Origin of the sequence: Siphonobacter sp. BAB-5385, from assembly GCF_002261125.1 — a bacterium.
In the GTDB taxonomy this organism is placed as follows: domain Bacteria; phylum Bacteroidota; class Bacteroidia; order Cytophagales; family Spirosomataceae; genus Siphonobacter.
The window spans coordinates 40,292-58,944 of record NZ_NMPS01000232.1; the positions used below are offsets into that span (position 1 = coordinate 40,292).

The window sequence follows — 18,653 nt, forward strand, 5'->3', positions numbered from 1 at the left end:
AAACCTTTACGGACGAAGAGCCAGTAAGGTATCCGTTTTCGTGCAAACCAACTGGTTTTTATAACGAACGCTTACTTTCGAAAAACTTTTCCAACCCCTCAAGGGTAAAATTTCCCGGAAGAATAAGTTTATCTTCTGAAACTTTACATCGCGGGCAATGGCCGGACCGTATTCGATAGCCGTATCGCCTACCTGAGGCCAGAGGATAATATTTCCCGCCGCATCTACTTCCATCCATTCGAGCTGAGCCCGCCAGAGCGAGTCCGTTTGAATCGCCTCAATTAAATGAAATAAAGACGTATCCTGTCGGGCTCTCAGATGATTTTTCCGTTCAAAATACGGACCCGAAAGCAGCATTACCCGAGCCGTATACCGCTCCGAAAGCGGCATAAACCGACCTTCTTCGTTTAAATATCGATCTAACCCGTTATCAGGTAAATCGGTTTGAATAAGCCGGGCAATGGGACGATGGGTCTGTACATGTACTTCCAGCCAACCCCGTAAATTCCGGGCAATCTGACAATCTTTTACCAGGGGACTCGACTTCACCCGACTTTCCAGAAAGCTCAGATCAATCGTTTCAAACGACTTTCCTTCCAGAGGCTTTCTGCCGAATTCCGATAGCAGATTCTTAATGTCCTGTGACGACAACAAAGGCGTTTCCTTGCTGCCTTCATTGAGCGTAATCGTTACTTTTTCACAGGGCTGGGAAGCGTACCAGTTCTCGGCAAAAGCTACCAAAAGGCCGACTACCAGGACTCCCAGGACGACCTTTACCCAGTTTCTTAACCGAAAGATAGAAAACTTCTCCAAGTCCTTAGGGCCTGAGTTTCAAAATTTATTCTATGGTAATTAGGAAAGTCTATACTGATTTTTCCTAATCTATTTCACAAAGAAAACTATAGTTTCCTTCCTACTTTCACTTGGACTAACTCCCGCAATGGAGTGATCAACGTATCAATGTCACCGGCTCCAATGGTTACGACGATATCGAGTGGCAGGCCGTTCACCAAATTCAGTACTTCATCCTTTGTACACTGAATTTTGTCTTCACTAGTGACCTTATCGAAAATCACAGCAGCAGTAATACCGGGAATCGGTAACTCGCGGGCTGGATAAATATCAAGTACAATAGCCCGATCTGCCAGCGACAGCGATTCGGCAAAACCTTCCTGAAAATCGCGGGTTCGCGTGAACAGGTGAGGCTGGAAAATAGCCGTTACATGCCGATTCGGATACAACGCTTTTACCGATTTGAGAAAAGCCTCGATCTCCGTTGGGTGATGGGCATAGTCATCAATATAGACCGTTTCCGGAAGTTCCAGATGATATTCAAACCGACGTTTTACGCCTCGATACGAATTCAATCCGGCCCGAATTTCCTGCGGTGAAAGACCTGCCTGCAGACAAACTGCAAAGGCCGCAACCGCATTTTCAGCATTATGAAAACCAGGGACTACCAGCGTAATATCCTCGCAAAATCCACCCGGATAAACCAGATCAAATTTAAAACGGGCGTCAGCAATGCGGCAGTTTTCAACGTGATACATCCCTGACTCAAAACCATACGTACGAACTTCAGCTCTGGTCTGATTGTTTAAAGACAAACCATTTTTAAGAAACAGTACGCCTTCCGTCCTAATCTGACTAACAAAATCCCCGAATGACTTGAGTACTTCGTCGCCCGAACCATAGATATCCAGGTGATCGGCATCGGTCGAAGTGACAATAGCCAGGTCGGGATGCAGAGTCAGAAAACTACGGTCAAATTCGTCGGCTTCTACCACACATAATACTTCACGCAGGTTTTCGGCGGGCTCGTTCAGCAGAAAATTCGTTTGATAGTTCTGCGTAATACCGCCCAGAAAGGCCGCTACATTCCGTCCACTGTGTTTAAGGATATGAGCAACCATAGACGAAGTGGTCGTTTTGCCGTGCGTACCCGCTACGGCAATCAGAAACATTTCTTCCGTGAGTAAACCCAGTACCTGCGAGCGTTTCAGAATGCGAAACCCTTTTTCCCGAAAATAAGCCCATTCCGTATGGTCTTTCGGAATAGCTGGAGTCAGTACGACTAGCGTTTCTTCAGGGTTCTGATAGGCTTCTGGAATCTCTTCCAGAGCATCGGTAAAATGAATCGCAATTCCTTCGGCCTGTAACGCATTGGTTAGCGTGGTAGCCGTTTTATCATAACCCGCCACTGCGTACCCGTTGACGTGAAACCAACGAGCAATGGCACTCATTCCTATTCCTCCAATACCCAGGAAATAAACAGACTTATACGAACGAATGGGTTTGACTGGTACCATGCAATAAACAGAATAGAAAGCTTTTAAAAAGAGACTACAAGCGTTGCGTTTTGTTTTCGGAAATCCGTGACTAAACGTATAAACTACTGATAATCAAAAGAAAAAAATAATAAATATGATTATTGCGTCAGCTTCCAGACTTCCTCGGCAATCTGTTGAGCGGCCTGAGGCTTAGCGAGTTGCCTGATTTGTTGGCCCATGCTATGCTGTACTTCCTTACTCTTGAATAATTCCAGCGTAGTCGGGATCAGCTTTTCCCGGGCTTCGGTATCTTTTACCAGTAATCCGGCCTCTTCGCGTACCAGAGCCAATGCATTCTTGGTTTGATGGTCTTCAGCCGCCGTAGGTAGCGGTACAAAGATGGAGGGCTTACCCACCAGACACAGTTCTGAAATCGATAAAGCACCGGCTCGGGAAATCACCACACTGGCTGCTGCGTAGGCATAAGGCATCTGGTTGATGAAATCCGATACCCAGATCCGATTCGAATGCAGGGCAGCTACCCGTTGACGAGCCTTGTCGATGTATAGCTTACCGGTTTGCCAGATAATCTGATAACCCGATGCAAGCAGTTGTTCGAGTCCGGCATCGATACTTTCGTTGATGGTACGGGCTCCCTGACTACCTCCAATAACGAGTAACGTAGGTACATCGGGCGATAAGCCTTTAAAATATTCCCAAACGTTGGGATCAGTTGCTGAAACACTTCCGATGTCACTCCGGACGGGATTGCCCGTCATGACTACTTTTTCGGTGGGAAAAAACGCCTGCATATCCGGATAGGCTACGCAGATTTTCCGGGCATTCTGAGCTAAAAACTTATTGGTAATGCCAGCGTAGGAATTTTGTTCCTGAATGAGATACGGTACGCCGTTCATCCCGGCCATAAGCAACAGTGGACCGCTGGCGTATCCACCGACACCGACGGCTGCGTCGGGTTTGAAATCCCGAATTACTTTCCGAGCGGCCCAGAGGCTTTTCGTTAGTTTGACGGGAAAACTAAGATTCGCTAAAAGATTGGATCGATTGATACCCGCAATATCGAGTCCGAAAATGGGATAACCCGCCTGAGGGACTTTTTCCATTTCCATACGGCCGTTTGCCCCGACAAAAAGAATCTCCGTTTGAGGATCTTTCGCCTTGAGAGCATTGGCAATGGCAATAGCCGGAAAAATATGTCCGCCCGTTCCACCGCCGCTTATGATAATGCGTTTTGACACGTCGTTTAAAAGCTTTTTAACGTAATAGAATCCGTATTCAGCGATTTCTTTCCCAGATTCTGGAAAATAATTTCGCAAAAAAACAACGTGGCGGCTGAGAAGTCAATAAAAATTATGCAGCCATGGCAGCTTCTTCCCGCGGTTCAGCAGGTTGAGTTTCAGCGGCTTCCCGACTAACGCTTAAAATGGCTCCAATCGAAACTCCCGTAAAGAGGAGTGAAGAACCACCCCAACTGATGAGCGGAAGCGTCTGACCCGTTACGGGAATGAGTTGTACCGAAACCGCCATGTGAACCAAGGCTTGCAGTACCAGACTAAAAGCCAGTCCTGCTGCCAGGAAATAACCAAAAGCCTGACCACTCTGAATTTCAGCCTTTTTCAGTCGCCGGAAGGCTACGAAACGAACACTACGGTATAGCAACCAAAGGTATAGAACCAGGGTAAAGACGCCTCCAACGAAACCCCACTCTTCAATCAGAATAGCGTAGGCAAAATCGGAATAAGCCTGGGTCATGAAATTTCGCTGTAAACTATTTCCGGGGCCCCGACCAATCCAGTCTCCGGAAGCTACGGCTACTAAACTGTACTCTTCCTGCGAATCAATCCGACGATCTTCCGGCGTTAGCCGCTCGGGGGGACGTACTTTCTGAATGACTTGTGAAATAACGTTGGTCGGACGGCTAAAACGGCCTTCCCAAGTGGTTCCCCGTGACCCAAAGGCATACGCAATTGCAAAGGCCAGCGAGCCTGCCAGCGTCAGATATACCAGATAGCGAATGGGCACCTGACCAATAAACATCAGTAACCAGCACGGAGCCATTAGTAGTAAAGCCGCACTTCCGGAGTTTAAAGCCAGCAGAAAACCCAGAAAACCGCACCAGAAAATGGGCGGTACGAAAACCAGTGGATCACTGTAATTAGCCTTGAGCCGTTTCGCCAACATGGCAGCCAGGTTCGCAATCAATGCAAACTTGGCCAAATCAGAAGGCATAAAACCGGAAAAGAATGGAATCGGTAAAGCCCGTTTCGCTCCGCCACTTTCTACGCCTAGTACCTGAACCAGAATCAGCAGCAGTACCGACAGCATGAGCAAATACCGGGATAAACTGGCATAACTCTTAAAAGGCAGTCGGTGACAAACGATGATGATGAAGAGACAAAAAGTTAAGTCCCGAATGTGTTTAAACAAGAACGACCCTGTATCAGGCAAATCGTGGAATTGATACGTACCCCGAGCCGAAAAAACCACAATCAAACCAATGGCAAGCAGAGCTAAGACAATATTCCAGATGGTACGATCACCTTCCAGACGAAAAAAGGTACGGAGTCGTTCGAGGGTCATAAAGAAAAAAGGAAGGATGAACGATAATTACGTTTACAAATGTAAATTATTTACATTTGGAAATACAAAATAAAATCAATAAAAAATGCTCCGACTTTTTTTCGGAGCATCGTCATTATCAGGACTTCGGCTATTCTTTAATTAAAACCTGCTCCTGATGATAGATCTTGGTATAAGGCCGAATGCTGTGTACGAGCCACACGTTCCCGCCGACAATGCTATGATGACCAATGACGGTTTCACCCCCTAGAATAGTCGCTCCGGAATAAATGACGACGTGATCTTCTACCGTTGGATGCCGCTTTTGCGAAGCCAGTTCTTTATTCACACTTAAAGCTCCCAAGGTAACGCCCTGATAGAGTTTTACGTGTTTGCCAATACTGGTGGTTTCTCCAATAACAATACCCGTGCCGTGGTCGATGAAAAGATGTTCGTCAATTTCAGCGGCGGGATGAATATCAATGCCCGTACGGGAATGAGCAAACTCCGTCAGTACCCGGGGTAACAGCGGAATACCCAGATCATAAAAAGCGTGAGCAATCCGATAAAAAGCAACTGCATAGAAACCCGGGTAGGCTCGTACCACTTCGTACTCGGAAGTAGCAGCCGGGTCGCCCGCCATGATGGCCGCTACATCGCTACGGAGTAAGTGATAGATCTCAGGAATCTGGTTGACAAACTGCGAGGCAATCTGCGTAGCGTCCTGAGGTAGATGCCTTTGCATGGACTGTAAAAGCTCACCTAAATCCTGTTCAATCCGATCGAATGCGGCTCCGAGTTTCTCTACGGAATCGTAGTGTTTCTTGGTTTGTTCGGGAAATAAAAGCAGAACCAGTCTAGTAACCAAACGAGCTACGGAAGAAGTCGCTGGAAAATATTCCGTAGTCGTATGGGCTTCATACAAACTTTCCAGAAAGGGGCGTGGCAACATGCAACGAGTGGTTTATAAGATCGGTATGCAATCCGTAGTTCAGGCAAACGTATACTTAATAATACGTTTAGAGCTGTCTCTACTATTGCCCAAACGGAGGAATAGGTTCCCTAGCGTCTGCTTATTTTATATATTTTTCCTTTTTCATTGGTGAGCAGTAGCTCCGTATTGCTGATAAAAACGAGCCCTTCTACCTGTCCACGACCCACTTTCAGGCAAGAAATTGGATGCTTAAAGTTAATCTGCCCGTGCTCAATCCCAAAGAAAAAGACTTTTCCGTACGTCAATAGGGCAAAGCTTTGCCGGTCAGGACTGATGTCAGCAGCGGTAATCATGCCGTTCAAACGAATACTATCTTTTCGAATGGCCGTATGGTGTCCTTCCCGGGCCGGAATAGTATACAAAGTGGCTGTTTTATGACCCCAGTTTTTTGAAAACAAAAAGAGACTGTCCTGAGCATAGAAGAACGCTTCACAGTCAAAATTCTTGCGTGAACGTTCAGGAGGAAACGCTCGCTGATCCTCGTAATGGTATGTTATTTTCTTAGGTAAAGAAGCCGATGAATCGCTGGATAGCGAGACCTGATAAATGCATAAATCCTGCCGGGTGTTCGTATTATTGCCGATATCGCCAATGTACAGATGACCCCGATCGTCCCGACTAAGTTCCTCCCAGTCCTTGTTCATAAGTTGTGGCAGCGACCAGGTAGTAAGCAAATGGCCGGAGACGTCGATTTCGTAGAGTTCTGGTCTGCCACCCGAGTCATTGTGCGTCCAGAAGGTAGGTGTTGCCGAAGCCGTCGCCAAACCCGAATTTTCATTGGCTACGGTAGGCATTTGTCCCGTTTTCTCAATCCGGTACTGAGGTTTGGCCCGGTGAAAGCCCTGACGATAAATGTCGGGCTGGCAAGAACACAAACTGGTTTGTATTTCAAATAGCAAAAGGAATAGTTTAGTAAGCATTCCGTAAAATTCGTTCTAATCAAGTTGAATAGTACACCCCAAAAGTCACGAATCCATCGTCATTCCGTCAACCATTTATTTACAAGGAAATCCCCGCCCCATGACTCCAGAACCTACTTTGCCCTATCCCGTCCGACTGGCCGCGATACTCATTTGCGTATTGCTCATCATTTACGGCTTATACGCTCTGCAGGGAGTGGTAACCTTGCTACTTTTTTCGCTTCTACTGGCGATGTTACTATTTCCCCTGTGCCGGAAACTGGAGCGGTGGAAATTTCCGCGAGTAGCTGCCATCTTCGTTTGTCTGGTCGTTCTGATCGGCGTTTTGGTAGGCATTGGCTGGGTTGTATCCATGCAAATGGCTAATTTCTCCGACGATTTTCCCAAATTTCAGAATAAAATGAATGCCGTTCTGGATCGGGCTCAGGAAATGGCCAATGATCAGTTGGGCCTGGATAAAACCCGTCAGAACACGGAAATCAAACGCATTACCAACGACGTTTTACACAATAGCGGCAGTTACATTACTACTTTCCTGTCGTCTACCACGTCTACACTGGCTGACTTGTCGTTGATTCCCTTATTTGTATTCTTCATCCTCTTGTACCGGGACTTTTTCCGAAGCTTTGTTTATAAGCTGTTTTCGAAAACCAAACGTTCGCGTCTGGATGACGTGCTGAGTAAAATTTACGTCGTTGTACAGGGTTATTTGGCGGGGTTGGTATTGGTAATTGGCATTGTAGCCTGCTTGAATACAACCGGATTACTGATTCTGGGTATCGACTACGCCTGGTTTTTCGGAACGCTGGCAGCAGTCTTACTGCTGGTACCCTACATCGGTATTCTGATTGGGTCGCTGTTACCTACCATTTACGCTCTGGTTACGAAAGATTCACCCATGTATGCCGTCGGAGTAATCGGCGTATTCAGTTTCGTTCAGATTCTGGAAGGGAACTTCATTACACCTTATGTTGTCGGCTCAAAGGTAAGCGTTAACCCGCTAGCGGCGATGGTTGTGTTGATTCTGGGTGGACAGTTGTGGGGAATATCAGGACTGGTACTGGCCCTGCCCGTGACTGCTATTGTGAAAGTGATTTGTGATAATGTCGATGGACTTAAACCGTACGGGTTCCTGCTCGGCGATCCCGAGTACAGTAAGGGAGCGGTTGTAAAATCAAGTAGTAAGTTGCCCAAGCTTGATACGCTAACCAAACGAAAACGGAAAGTGGAAGAAGCTTTGGCCAACGAAGAACAGCCTCAGAATCAGACCGAAGCTAGAAGTTTAAGGGATCAAAATTCCTGAAATGCCCGTTGAGACGAATTCGCTCTTTCGTTTTTTCCAGTTCCTGAATAACGGGCATAATTCGATTCAAATGGCGGGAGATAAAACGTTGCCGTTCCAGTTCTTGTGGAATTTGTAATAACTCGTATTCCTCCTCAAGCGACAAGCCAATTTTATGAGCGATCTGGTACGAAAAGTTCTCGGATCGCTCGTTAAACTCTACGTTTGTTTGTAAATGCTGATACAGTTTTTTGAGATGGTCCAGTAAGCCCGGCAGCAGTTCGGTACTGGATTCATGCTCCTGGTAGGCTATCTGGCCGCCGGCGTATAACTTTCTTTCTACGGGGTTGATAAAACTCAGCAGACGAAAAATTTGCAGCCCTTCCGTCCGTATGTCCATCCGGCCATCATCGTAACGTTGGGATACTTCAAGTACGCGTAGGGAAGTACCAAAATCCATCTGCTGATTTGGCATATATACAGGAATACCAAAGGGTGTATCTGCTTCCAAACACTCCGTAATCAGCTGAATATAGCGGGGCTCGAAAATGTGGAGGTTCAATTTTTCCCCCGGAAAAGCTACCAGGTTGAGCGGAAACAAAGGCAGGAAATCCATAGATCTGTATCGAAGTGGGGTGGAAAGACTCGCCTGAACTATCCAAATACAACGCTAGCTCCGCTTTGGAGAAGAGCTAATTCCGTTCAACGGTAAGACCTACCGTCTGAATTTCCGGTAATGGATCCTGACGCATGTACTGTTCCACTTTGAAGGTGTAAGTACCTGCTTTGGCGAAACGGTAATTTTTTACGACCAGAAATTTATGATCGTAGATGTCGCCCAGGCCGTTACCGGTTGGTTTACCCGTGGTAGCATTGGCTAAAATGAGCTCATCCAGTTTTCGTTCGATGGTTTTGCCATCCGGCCCTAACAGCGTACGGGTAACGTAAAGGTTGTAATACGGGTACGACTTCGTATTTCGCAGGTTATAATACAGATTGTACGTTCGGGTAGTATCGCTGATTTCAAAGGAAAAGCTAGGAACGGTTTTGACCGGCCATTTGGCATCCGGCAGTTCCATATTATCCTTGAATACCGCATTCGTATCACAGGCCGTTAGGCTAACCAGAAAACATAGAAAGAGAAAGAGTCGCATAGGAATGAAAATCCCGGAGGTATTGAGACCTCCGGGAACGAAATCATTTAGAAGGGGGACGGTTTGAGCCTCCGCCCGACCGTTTTTTCTTATTCTTTGACGCAGGACGATTTTGCGATTGAAACTTCTTATCCATACGTACCAGGTCACTATTAATGCCTGAGTTTTTTGCTTCGATGACGGGCATGATCTCCAGTTCTTCGAACGAAGGAGGAATGACACCCCGCTTATTCATTTCCACAATTTTCAGTACCTGCGGAATGGCAACCGGATACCAGTTGTCATCGCCACGGAAACTAAACCACATGATCTTACGGAAAATATCCGTTTTAATCAGGTTCGCATCGCCTTTCTGTACTTTCAGCGGACCTTCCAGGCTTGGAATATCCCGTAAGGCGTCGATGTACGTTTCCAGCTCGTAATTCAGGCAACACTTCAAGCGACCACACTGACCGGATAGCTTCACCGGATTCAGCGAAAGATTCTGGTAACGGGCTGCTGAAGTGGTTACGTTTTTGAAATCCGTCAACCAGGTGGAGCAGCACAATTCGCGACCACAGACGCCAATACCACCGATACGGGCTGCTTCCTGCCGCAGACTGATCTGCTTCATCTCAATACGGACCTTAAACTCACTAGCCAGCACCTTAATCAGCTCCCGGAAATCTACGCGTTCATCCGAAGAGTAATAAAAGGTTGCCTTGGTGCCGTCAGACTGAAACTCAACGTCTGATAGTTTCATGTTGAGTTTCAACTCCTTCACGATTTCGCGAGCCCGGTACATCGTCGGTAAATCCCGGGCAATGGTCTGCTCATGTTTTTCCAGATCCTTGGCCGTCGCTTTCCGGTATACCTGCCGAATTTCGGGATCTTTCACCCCGCGTTTCACGACTTGCAACCGTACCAGCTCACCTTGTAAGGAGACAAAACCCAGGTGATGACCACTCTGCATTTCTACCACTACTGGATCGCCCGTATAGAGTTCAAGTTGAGCCGTATTACGGAAATATTCCTTCCGGCCTCCTTTGAATTTTACCTCCACCAGATTACTCCGCTGGTGAACCGGGATTCCTAATCCCGGAGCTTCCATATCCGACAACCAGTCGAACACATTCATTTTATTACAGCCACCCGTACCGCAGGCTCCGTTGTTCTTACAACCGGATACGGAGGCACCTGCTTTATCTTTCGAACGAATGCTTCCACAGCCACCCGTTGCACATGATGCACATCCCATTTTTTTGTATGTAGAATTTTTGAATGATAGAAGCCTGAACGCAGCTCATAACGAGCCTGTCACTCATTCGATGATTCTACCATCCAAAATTATAAAAGGTCCAGGCCGATGTCCCGTCGGAAGTACTTGCCTTCGTACTGGACAGCGGCTGCCGCCGTTTGTGAACGCTGGCGGGCTTCTTGGATGGACGTCCCCAGAGCCGTAACGGCCAGGACGCGTCCTCCATTGGTGACCACTTCTCCGGTTTCGGAATGTTTCGTTCCGGCGTGGAAAATGGTCGTATAATTCTGCTTACCGGGCAATTGAATTACGTCACCCTTGGCATACTCTCCCGGATAGCCACCGGCTACCACAACGGTAGTAACGGCCATCTTATTGGATACAGCAAAATTTACGTATTTCAGTTTGCCTTCAGCCGCGGCTTTGAGCAGCATCAGCAAGTCTGAATCAATACGGGGCAGTACAACTTCTGTTTCCGGGTCACCCATCCGGCAGTTGTACTCAATGACGTAAGGATCGCCCTTTACGTTCATCAAGCCAATGAAAATAAAACCAACGTAGCGAATGCCTTCCGCTTTCAAACCGTTAAGTGTTGGGCGTACAATTCGCTCTTCTACTTTCTTTTGAAAAGCATCGTCGGCAAAAGGTACGGGTGAAACCGCTCCCATGCCGCCCGTATTGGGTCCGCTATCGCCTTCGCCAATACGTTTGTAATCTTTGGCTTCGGGCAAAATGTGGTAATTCACCCCGTCGGTTAACACAAATACCGATAATTCGATTCCGTGTAAGTACTCTTCAATTACTACTTTTTGAGAAGCATCCCCGAATTTCGCGTCTACCAGCATTTCCCGGAGGGTTTGCTGAGCTTCGGCTACGTCAGCGGCAATGATTACACCCTTACCTGCGGCCAGACCGTCGGCTTTCAGTACCAGCGGAAAGGCTTGCTGCGTAATGTACTCCAGGCCGTCCTCCAGGGTTTCTTTCACGAACGTACGCGAAGCAGCCGTAGGAATGTGGTGCTTAACCATAAAGTTTTTAGAAAAATCTTTCGATCCTTCTAACTGAGCTCCACGGCTATCCGGTCCCAGTAACAAAACTTTCTTCAGGTCTTCGCGACTTTCGAAATAATCCCGAATACCACGAACCAGCGGTTCCTCCGGTCCGACGATGACGAGTGAAATATGGTTTTCAAGAACAGCGGTAGCAATTGCGTCAAAGTCATTGACTCCAATCGGTAAATTCGTTGCCAGCTGAGCGGTGCCGGCATTACCGGGAGCTACAAATAACTGTTGACATAGAGGGCTCTGAGCAATTTTCCAGGCAAACGCATGTTCCCGGCCGCCAGACCCTACGATGAGAATATTCATCGGATAATTCTTAAATACCCACTCAGGCTGAAGCCTAAACTCCTTACGGGCGTATACAGTGAAAATAATTGAAAAAAGGTACGAATAAAAAAGCGGGTAACTGCACCAACCCTGGTACAGTTACCCTGACTCGTGGCTTAGTGACCTAATTCACTATGGAACTTGATCCGCATCAGCCGAAGCTCTTCTTCCGAGTACTCGTTGCCCAGTTCTTTTAAGGCAACGGCCATGGAATCAGTTTCCGCTCGCATGAAATATTCGTAGATTTCATCCTGACGATCATCATCCAGCACCTGATTGATGTAATAATCCAGATTGAGTTTAGTACCGGAATAACAGATGTGCTCAATTTCTTCAATGAGCTCCGTCATGCCCAGACTTTTGGCTTCGGCAATTTCCTCCAGATCAATCTTACGGTCAATTTGCTGAATGATAAAAATCTTAACCTTCGACTTGTTCGTCGTCGTTTTTACGACTACTTCCGTCGCCGTTTCGATTTCATTTTCCTCTACGTAACGGGTGATCAGCTCAATGAACTGTTTCCCGAATTTGACCGCTTTACCCATTCCAACGCCGGTAATTTGAGCCAGCTCCTGAATGGTGGAAGGATAAGTGGTTGCCATTTCTTCCATGGACGGATCCTGGAAGATGACGTAGGGGGGGATATTTTTTCCTTCGCAATTTTCTTCCGAAGGTTCTTCAGCATTTCAAACAAGGCTTCGTCGTAAGCTTTGGCCGACGTGCTTACCTCGTCCTTTTCTTCTTCTTTGTCTTCGCCCTGCTGGGTATAATCGTGATCCTTGGAAAACGAAGAAGAGAAGGGAGCTTCCAGAAACTGAGCCCCTTTTTCAGACAGCTTCAGGGTGCCGTAATTCTCAATATCCTTATCCAGGAAACCGTAAATCGTTAGCTGTTTAATGACCGAGTGCCAGAATTCAGGCGTCTGCAGGCCATCGTCTTTTTTATCGACGGTCTTGGGCTTGGGCTTTGTGATAACATTACCGTCCTCGTCTTCCTCCTCTTCGGGTTCGTCGTCGTCGGTATCAGCTTCGTAGCCCACCTTGTACTTGCCCTTTCCGAATACATCAAGTTTGTTGTGGCTGTGACTCAGTACATAGGGATTTTCTATGCCTAACAGAATGTCTGCGATGTGGTGGCAATCGAAACGGTTTCCGGTTTGCTGAACAGCCTTGAGGATCCATTCGGCCTCCTCCTGCATTTTGAATTTCTGCGTAGGCTTAAGACAGTTATCGCAAAAACCGCAGTCCTTGGCGAAGTACTCACCGAAATAACCCAGCAACTGACGACGGCGACATACGCCCAGGTTAGAATAGCTAACCATCTCCATCAACAAAGCCTTGGCATTATCGCGTTCGGTTACGGGCTTGTCCTTGTTGAATTTATCCAGCTTGACAATATCATCGTAGCTGTAAAACATCACACAATTGCCTTCCAGCCCATCCCGGCCTGCCCGGCCCGTTTCCTGATAATACCCTTCCAGTGATTTGGGAGCGTCGTAATGAAGCACAAAACGAACGTCGGGCTTATCGATACCCATTCCAAAAGCAATCGTTGCAACGATCACTTCGGCCTCTTCATTCAGAAAAGCGTCCTGATTACCCATACGCGTCGCCGGATCCAGACCCGCGTGATAGGGGAGGGCCTTAACGCCATTTACGTTCAGTAACTCAGCTATTTCTTCAACTGTCTTACGGCTCAGGCAATAGATAATGCCTGATTTGCCAGTCTGACTTTTGATGTATTTAATCAACTGACGATTTACATCTTTCGTTTTCGGACGAATCTCATAGTACAGGTTCTTCCGGTTAAACGATGATTTGTAAACCGACGCATCTTCCATTTGCAGGTTCTTGATGATGTCCTGCTGTACTTTCGGTGTGGCCGTTGCGGTAAGGGCAATCAGTGGTAAGCTCGGATTGATGGTTTCCACAATGCTACGGATCCGACGGTATTCCGGACGGAAATCATGGCCCCATTCCGAAATACAGTGGGCCTCATCAATGGCTACGAATGAAATTTTTGCTTTTTGCAGGAATGCCAGGTTTTCCTCTTTCGTTAACGACTCAGGAGCGACGTATAATAATTTAACTTCTCCATTCAGTACATCTTTCTTGACTTGCGTCATTTCTGATTTACTAAGGGTCGAGTTTAAAAACTGAGCATTCACCCCAACGGCATTCAGTTGATCAACCTGGTTTTTCATCAGGGCAATCAACGGGGAAATTACCACGGCTGTGCCGTCGCTTACGACGGCGGGAAGCTGGTAGCACATAGACTTACCGGCTCCGGTAGGCATAATCACGAACGTGTGATTTCCTGCGAGAAGGTTACAGATAATGTCTTCCTGTTCACCCCGAAACTGAGTGAAGCCGAAAACCTCTTTCAATTTTGCCTTGAGGGTATCCTTCAATGACGGATCAGCGAGCATGGCCATTTATACTTTTCTTCAACATCAATCGATGGTTAGATGCTATTAGGGGGAAATCTTGTCTGGCGACAGAATCAGAATTGAAATTAATAAAAAAAGTCAGTACAGAACCAAAAATATTTGCTGGCAAAAAATACAAATCACCTGCGGGAAAAGCTGTACCGTCGCGAAAAGTAGCTATTCCGCTAAGCAAAAGCGAACTTTTTAAGTTACCGAAGCCGCTCAAAAGCATCTTTCACTTTCTTTTCATCGATGCGGATGAAACGGTTTGCCGCTACATTCGACAGCAAAGCCACGGCTAGAACGAAAAAGCCTACTTTGAAGCTACCTGAAGTCTGTGGTGCAAATTGAGCATTGGCCTGTATGTGGGACAGGTACGTAGATAACCCCAGTAAAGCCACCATCACGAGCGTATTGATCAGGTTCAACATCATCTGTCGCAGGCGGTTGGTATATTGTAATAAAGAAACCAGAGCTAATCCGGCAGAGACCAGAGCTAAACCCGCCAGGTACAGCGTGCTTGTTTCGGTGGTAGCTTCACCTTTGGTGTATGTGAGAGAATAGGCATCCAGTACGGCCGTCTCGGTGCCCACTGACTTTTGCCAGATAGGAAAGACCAGATACAAAGCCATCGACAATACGATTAATGCGAGAAAAAGTGTTTGAGGACGCTGAAGCATAGAAAAATCAAATAAAATGTACAAAGCAAAAGTAACGGACAAAAACCCTGTAACCAATCCTGGCAGGTAGTTACAGGAGCGAGATGTAAAGGTAAAGCCTGGCTATAGAAAACCACACAAGGGAGGCAGCTAGAAAAAAATAGAAAAATGTTCAAAAAAGTAGATAAAGATAAAGTTTTGATTTAGAGAGTCTTATTGGCTGAATGGATTAGAATATTGATTCCTTAGACAAAATTTTTAAGATTTTTTTGACTCGTCTCTTGACAAACCCCCTTTTTAGCTCGTATGTTTGCAGTCCCAACGGTAAGGGAAACGGCAAATTAACAAGCGAAAGTAGCTCAGCTGGTAGAGCGCGACCTTGCCAAGGTCGAGGTCGCGGGTTCGAACCCCGTCTTTCGCTCGACAAAAAGGCTCCGCAAGTCGGAGCCTTTTTTGTAGGAGGCCCGGGTGGTGGAATGGTAGACACGAAGGACTTAAAATCCTTTGGGCAGTGATGCCTGTACGGGTTCGAGTCCCGTCTCGGGTACAATAAACCCCTTGTAAGTATCTAACTTACAAGGGGTTTTCTCTTTTAGATGCTCGTATGATTTTTAAATTTGCCAATAGAAAATTGGTCACGCAAAACCATCTATTAATAGATTACAGAGACATTTCTGTTAGTGCGTTTTTACTGGGAAGAGAAAAGTTTTACAAGAGCAAACAGTCTGCTTTTATTTTAACCACATAAGTAATGTTAACGCCAAGAGGATGATATCATTTAATGAAAATGTACAGGAGTGTAGACATTACAAGTAAAGTACCTGTAAGTAAGAAAAGTGATGCTACAATAGGTAAGTAGTTCAGAGCCTTCATAAAAAACACCGCATGTATCACTGGGATCAGTATAAGCCTATCCAATTAATTAAGGTAGTAACAGAAAAGCCGAACACTAGCGTCCGGCTTCTTCTATTGATGACCTTGTTGAGCTACCCAGAAATCAATAGCTCGACGAAGCATTTCGCTTACTTCCCGATAACCACCGGGTTTAATCAGGTAAGCATTCGCTCCTAAATCAAAAGCTTCCCGCATATCTTTTGGATTATCTGACGTGCTATATACTACGATCGGTAATGTACGCCCCTGCGTATGCGAACGAATTTGCTGTAATACCTCGAAACCATTGTTGCCGGGTAAATTTAAATCCAACAGCAACATTTTAGGCGTTGACGTATCTTTATTGTGATACGTACCTCTACGAAGTACGTAGTCTACGGCTTCGGTACCGGTGTTTAATACTTTATAACTGGGCGGCTGCTCGATCTTGCCGACTACACGCTTGAAAATATCAACGTCGTCCGGGTTATCTTCTACATATAATACATCTATCATGGCCGGGCTAATTAATGAATGGGGACTGCTATGTAAAAAGTTGTTTCTTTAAAGGGTTCGCTGTAAAACCATACTCTGCCGTGGTGACGCTGCATGATCCGTTTGACAATGGCTAATCCTACTCCATGCCCTTCAAAGTTTCTGGCGTTATCCAACCGCTTGAATAAATCAAAAACCTTACCACCTTGTTTCATATCAATGCCAATTCCATTATCCGTTACTGAATAGATAATTTCATCGGCATTTTTTACTCCCTTTACGACAATATGAGGCTTCGCTACCGGACGTGTATACTTGATAGCGTTAGACAGCAAATTGCTGAATACCTGCGTAATCATCGTTTTATCACCTTTTAAGGAAGGTGTTTCTTGAATTTCAATGGTAATGGGGGTGCCTTTTTCGCTAACAAGCAATTCATCTTTCAATGAATGGAGCAATTCCTGCATTTCAATAGGCTCAGCGGATAATTCTGTTCGTCCACTTCGGGCGTAATGAAGAATTTCCCGAATCAAGTCTCCCATCCGATTACTGGCGGACACAATTTTCTCAAAGAGGGGTAACATTTCCTCATCCAGTCGATCCGAGTAATCAATCAGAAGTACTTCTGCGTAGGTCTTGATGGAAGCCAAGGGCGTTCGCAGGTCATGGGACACCGTATAACTGAATGTATCCAATTCCTCATAAGCCAGCTTGAGCTGTTCGTTCAGGATACGAATCTGATTCGCCCGTTGGGAAAGAATCTGTAAAATGTCTTCCCGTAATTTCAGGGCTGTATTGATCTCCGCGGGCCGCCAAAGTTCAGAAGTACTGCGTACAATCTGAGTCCACTTGGCAAAACTCTTACGGGGACTCAGGCGGAGCTGACCACCAGGTTCGGCTACTACGGGTTTTTCGTCCGGATTACCTCCCCAGGATACCTGTTGAATGACTTCCGGCTTGAACCAGATGACGTATTCTTCCAATTGCCGGGAAATCACAACAGCCATCACGCCCGAAGCTTCTGCCCGATTTGCTTCGGCTGGACCAAAAAGTCGGGGCAGCTGATGCGTGTGGAAAATGGTATCAATCTTCGTGTGTTTCAGCCATTCAATCAATTGCCGGATAAAAGCTTCGTTGGGCGTAGTACCCAGCGTATACAGCTTCCCTTCGTACAACAGAGCCATTCCCGCCGCCGAGGTAATGTCCATTGCGGTGGTTTCCATCTTGGTTAGGCCCTGTACGACGTTCCAGTCCCGTTGCATTTGTTCAAACAGGGTCTGTTCGCTTCGCCAGAGTTTATTGACGAGGGTCAGATCTTCTTCATCCTTGCGAAACTCCAATGCCGCAGAAAGAAGCTGGCTGATGACTTTTCCCGACATACGAGCGGTATAGTCAACCAGTCGCGGTCCCTGGTAATGGTGACAGGAAATTAGCCCCCACAGTTCTCCTTTGTACAGCAGGGAAAAGCTCATACTGGACCGAACACCCATATTTTTCAGGTATTCGATGTGAACGGGCGATACGGCCCGCAGTACCGAATGCGTCAGATCCAGCGGATTTCCGCTCTGATTATCCGTAGTGGGATAAATCGATACAGCCCGCTCTGTTGCGTCAACAATCGTACGAACCAGATTGATTTTATAGAGTTCGCGGGCCTGACTTGGAATATCAGAGGCGGGGTAATGAAGTCCCAGAAAGGGATCCAGGCTTGCATCCTTGGCTTCGGCGACAACCTCACCGTTCCATTCTTCATCGAAACGATAAATCATTACGCGATCATACCGGGTGATGAGTCTGATCTCGGCAGCAACTTTTTCCAGCAACTCCTGGATCGTCTTGCTCTGCTGAAGATTAGTCATGACCCGGCTTACCAGGTTTTGCAACGTGCTTGGAAAAAGAGCTTCGTCTTTTGGTTCAAATTCCAGCAGATAAATATCGTCCTGCCGCTGAATAATCAGGTGATAGTCGCGTTCCTGTAACCGAACGCTGAACGGATTTAACGTTTCCAGTGAACTTTGTTTCAACGCAAACTGAATCAGCTGAGTTACTTCTCGTCCTGACAAATCGCCCAGTTGCAGTTCTTCCAGGGGGAGACCAATCACGTGTGATAACGTATCTGGATAGAAAGCAGAAAGATTACTGCTGCACTGACGAATTTGGAACGTTTGAGTATCTACCGCAAGTAAATACCCATGGGCCTGAATTTTGCCTAAATGCCGGATGGGTTCGCGGTCACAAGCTTGAATATCTATTTCTTGCATCTATTCAGAATGGATAAACAAATCACTTTTCTAAAAACGGAAGAAGGCTTTTTAAGTAACGAATTTGACAAGCTAGAGTTTTCAAAATTAACAGAAATGTTACGAAGAAGGC

16 protein-coding genes and 2 tRNA genes are annotated in these 18,653 nt (G+C 46.4%); 3 read left to right on the forward strand and 15 right to left on the reverse strand.

The window, feature by feature from the left end; genetic code table 11:
- Window positions 1-6 precede the first annotated feature (6 nt).
- The 6 genes from BWI93_RS24215 to BWI93_RS24240 all read right to left on the reverse strand — a co-directional run bounded on the left by BWI93_RS24215 (window position 7) and on the right by BWI93_RS24240 (window position 6,719).
- Window positions 7-813 (reverse strand): cell division protein FtsQ/DivIB, encoded by an 807-nt coding sequence (locus tag BWI93_RS24215; protein ID WP_094816231.1) that lies wholly within the window; start codon window positions 811-813, stop codon window positions 7-9.
- An 86-nt stretch (window positions 814-899) separates the two neighbouring features.
- Entirely contained in the window at window positions 900-2,309 is a 1,410-nt protein-coding gene (murC, locus tag BWI93_RS24220) for a UDP-N-acetylmuramate--L-alanine ligase (RefSeq protein WP_094816234.1), read from the reverse strand.
- A 119-nt stretch (window positions 2,310-2,428) separates the two neighbouring features.
- Window positions 2,429-3,529 carry an undecaprenyldiphospho-muramoylpentapeptide beta-N-acetylglucosaminyltransferase gene (murG, locus tag BWI93_RS24225; RefSeq protein WP_094816453.1) on the reverse strand — a complete coding sequence of 367 codons (1,101 nt, stop codon included), beginning with the start codon at window positions 3,527-3,529 and terminating at the stop codon, window positions 2,429-2,431.
- Window positions 3,530-3,641: 112 nt separating this feature from the next.
- Window positions 3,642-4,871 carry an FtsW/RodA/SpoVE family cell cycle protein gene (locus tag BWI93_RS24230; protein ID WP_094816237.1) on the reverse strand — a complete coding sequence of 410 codons (1,230 nt, stop codon included), beginning with the start codon at window positions 4,869-4,871 and terminating at the stop codon, window positions 3,642-3,644.
- A gap of 130 nt (window positions 4,872-5,001) precedes the next feature.
- On the reverse strand, window positions 5,002-5,802 hold the full coding sequence (epsC, locus tag BWI93_RS24235; protein WP_141217586.1) for a serine O-acetyltransferase EpsC: 801 nt from the start codon (window positions 5,800-5,802) through the stop codon (window positions 5,002-5,004).
- Between the two features lie 110 nt (window positions 5,803-5,912).
- Complete coding sequence (locus tag BWI93_RS24240; RefSeq protein ID WP_094816239.1) at window positions 5,913-6,719, reverse strand: hypothetical protein; 807 nt, start codon at window positions 6,717-6,719, stop codon at window positions 5,913-5,915.
- A 145-nt stretch (window positions 6,720-6,864) separates the two neighbouring features.
- On the opposite strand from BWI93_RS24240, the gene BWI93_RS24245 reads away from it, so the two are divergent.
- Window positions 6,865-8,067: an AI-2E family transporter gene (locus BWI93_RS24245; RefSeq protein WP_094816241.1), complete on the forward strand. Its 1,203-nt coding sequence runs from the start codon at window positions 6,865-6,867 to the stop codon at window positions 8,065-8,067.
- On the opposite strand, the gene BWI93_RS24250 is transcribed toward BWI93_RS24245, so the two are convergent.
- The 7 genes from BWI93_RS24250 to BWI93_RS24280 all read right to left on the reverse strand — a co-directional run bounded on the left by BWI93_RS24250 (window position 8,039) and on the right by BWI93_RS24280 (window position 14,933).
- Window positions 8,039-8,662 carry an LON peptidase substrate-binding domain-containing protein gene (locus BWI93_RS24250; RefSeq protein WP_094816243.1) on the reverse strand — a complete coding sequence of 208 codons (624 nt, stop codon included), beginning with the start codon at window positions 8,660-8,662 and terminating at the stop codon, window positions 8,039-8,041. The genes BWI93_RS24245 and BWI93_RS24250 overlap by 29 nt on opposite strands.
- 76 nt (window positions 8,663-8,738) lie before the next feature.
- Window positions 8,739-9,200 (reverse strand): gliding motility lipoprotein GldH, encoded by a 462-nt coding sequence (locus BWI93_RS24255; protein WP_094816245.1) that lies wholly within the window; start codon window positions 9,198-9,200, stop codon window positions 8,739-8,741.
- 43 nt (window positions 9,201-9,243) lie between these two features.
- Entirely contained in the window at window positions 9,244-10,437 is a 1,194-nt protein-coding gene (locus tag BWI93_RS24260; protein WP_094816247.1) for a regulatory iron-sulfur-containing complex subunit RicT, read from the reverse strand.
- An 89-nt stretch (window positions 10,438-10,526) separates the two neighbouring features.
- Window positions 10,527-11,804, reverse strand: a complete 1,278-nt coding sequence (purD, locus tag BWI93_RS24265; RefSeq protein ID WP_094816249.1) for a phosphoribosylamine--glycine ligase — start codon at window positions 11,802-11,804, stop codon at window positions 10,527-10,529.
- 137 nt (window positions 11,805-11,941) lie between these two features.
- Entirely contained in the window at window positions 11,942-12,436 is a 495-nt protein-coding gene (locus BWI93_RS24270; protein WP_369679216.1) for an HRDC domain-containing protein, read from the reverse strand.
- Complete coding sequence (locus BWI93_RS24275; RefSeq protein WP_094816457.1) at window positions 12,328-14,253, reverse strand: ATP-dependent DNA helicase RecQ; 1,926 nt, start codon at window positions 14,251-14,253, stop codon at window positions 12,328-12,330. The genes BWI93_RS24270 and BWI93_RS24275 overlap by 109 nt, the downstream gene beginning before the upstream one ends.
- Window positions 14,254-14,462: 209 nt before the next feature.
- The gene (locus tag BWI93_RS24280) at window positions 14,463-14,933 is read right to left on the reverse strand and encodes a DUF4293 domain-containing protein (protein ID WP_141217588.1); all 471 of its coding nucleotides are present in this window, start codon (window positions 14,931-14,933) and stop codon (window positions 14,463-14,465) included.
- A 327-nt stretch (window positions 14,934-15,260) separates the two neighbouring features.
- Between BWI93_RS24280 and BWI93_RS24285 the strand changes: the two genes are divergently transcribed.
- Both BWI93_RS24285 and BWI93_RS24290 read left to right on the forward strand, forming a co-directional pair.
- Window positions 15,261-15,333 (forward strand) — tRNA-Gly (locus BWI93_RS24285).
- Window positions 15,334-15,374: 41 nt separating this feature from the next.
- Window positions 15,375-15,459: transfer RNA gene (locus BWI93_RS24290), tRNA-Leu, on the forward strand.
- Window positions 15,460-15,878: 419 nt separating this feature from the next.
- On the opposite strand, the gene BWI93_RS24295 is transcribed toward BWI93_RS24290, so the two are convergent.
- Window positions 15,879-16,301, reverse strand: a complete 423-nt coding sequence (locus tag BWI93_RS24295) for a response regulator (protein WP_094816255.1) — start codon at window positions 16,299-16,301, stop codon at window positions 15,879-15,881.
- Window positions 16,302-16,312: 11 nt separating this feature from the next.
- A complete protein-coding gene (locus BWI93_RS24300; protein WP_094816257.1) occupies window positions 16,313-18,541 on the reverse strand; it encodes an ATP-binding protein in 2,229 nt (742 codons plus the stop codon).
- Window positions 18,542-18,653 lie beyond the last annotated feature (112 nt).

Excerpts from the sequence above, each read along its gene's own strand:
- murC (WP_094816234.1), bottom strand. The coding sequence starts at position 2,309 with ATGGTACCAGTCAAACCCATTCGTTCGTATAAGTCTGTTTATTTCCTG.
- BWI93_RS24230 (WP_094816237.1), bottom strand. The coding sequence starts at position 4,871 with ATGACCCTCGAACGACTCCGTACCTTTTTTCGTCTGGAAGGTGATCGT.
- epsC (WP_141217586.1), bottom strand. The coding sequence starts at position 5,802 with ATGTTGCCACGCCCCTTTCTGGAAAGTTTGTATGAAGCCCATACGACT.
- BWI93_RS24245 (WP_094816241.1), top strand. The coding sequence starts at position 6,865 with ATGACTCCAGAACCTACTTTGCCCTATCCCGTCCGACTGGCCGCGATA.
- BWI93_RS24250 (WP_094816243.1), bottom strand. The coding sequence starts at position 8,662 with ATGGATTTCCTGCCTTTGTTTCCGCTCAACCTGGTAGCTTTTCCGGGG.
- BWI93_RS24255 (WP_094816245.1), bottom strand. The coding sequence starts at position 9,200 with ATGCGACTCTTTCTCTTTCTATGTTTTCTGGTTAGCCTAACGGCCTGT.
- BWI93_RS24260 (WP_094816247.1), bottom strand. The coding sequence starts at position 10,437 with ATGGGATGTGCATCATGTGCAACGGGTGGCTGTGGAAGCATTCGTTCG.
- purD (WP_094816249.1), bottom strand. The coding sequence starts at position 11,804 with ATGAATATTCTCATCGTAGGGTCTGGCGGCCGGGAACATGCGTTTGCC.
- BWI93_RS24270 (WP_369679216.1), bottom strand. The coding sequence starts at position 12,436 with ATGGAAGAAATGGCAACCACTTATCCTTCCACCATTCAGGAGCTGGCT.
- BWI93_RS24275 (WP_094816457.1), bottom strand. The coding sequence starts at position 14,253 with ATGCTCGCTGATCCGTCATTGAAGGATACCCTCAAGGCAAAATTGAAA.
- BWI93_RS24280 (WP_141217588.1), bottom strand. The coding sequence starts at position 14,933 with ATGCTTCAGCGTCCTCAAACACTTTTTCTCGCATTAATCGTATTGTCG.
- BWI93_RS24295 (WP_094816255.1), bottom strand. The coding sequence starts at position 16,301 with ATGATAGATGTATTATATGTAGAAGATAACCCGGACGACGTTGATATT.
- BWI93_RS24300 (WP_094816257.1), bottom strand. The coding sequence starts at position 18,541 with ATGCAAGAAATAGATATTCAAGCTTGTGACCGCGAACCCATCCGGCAT.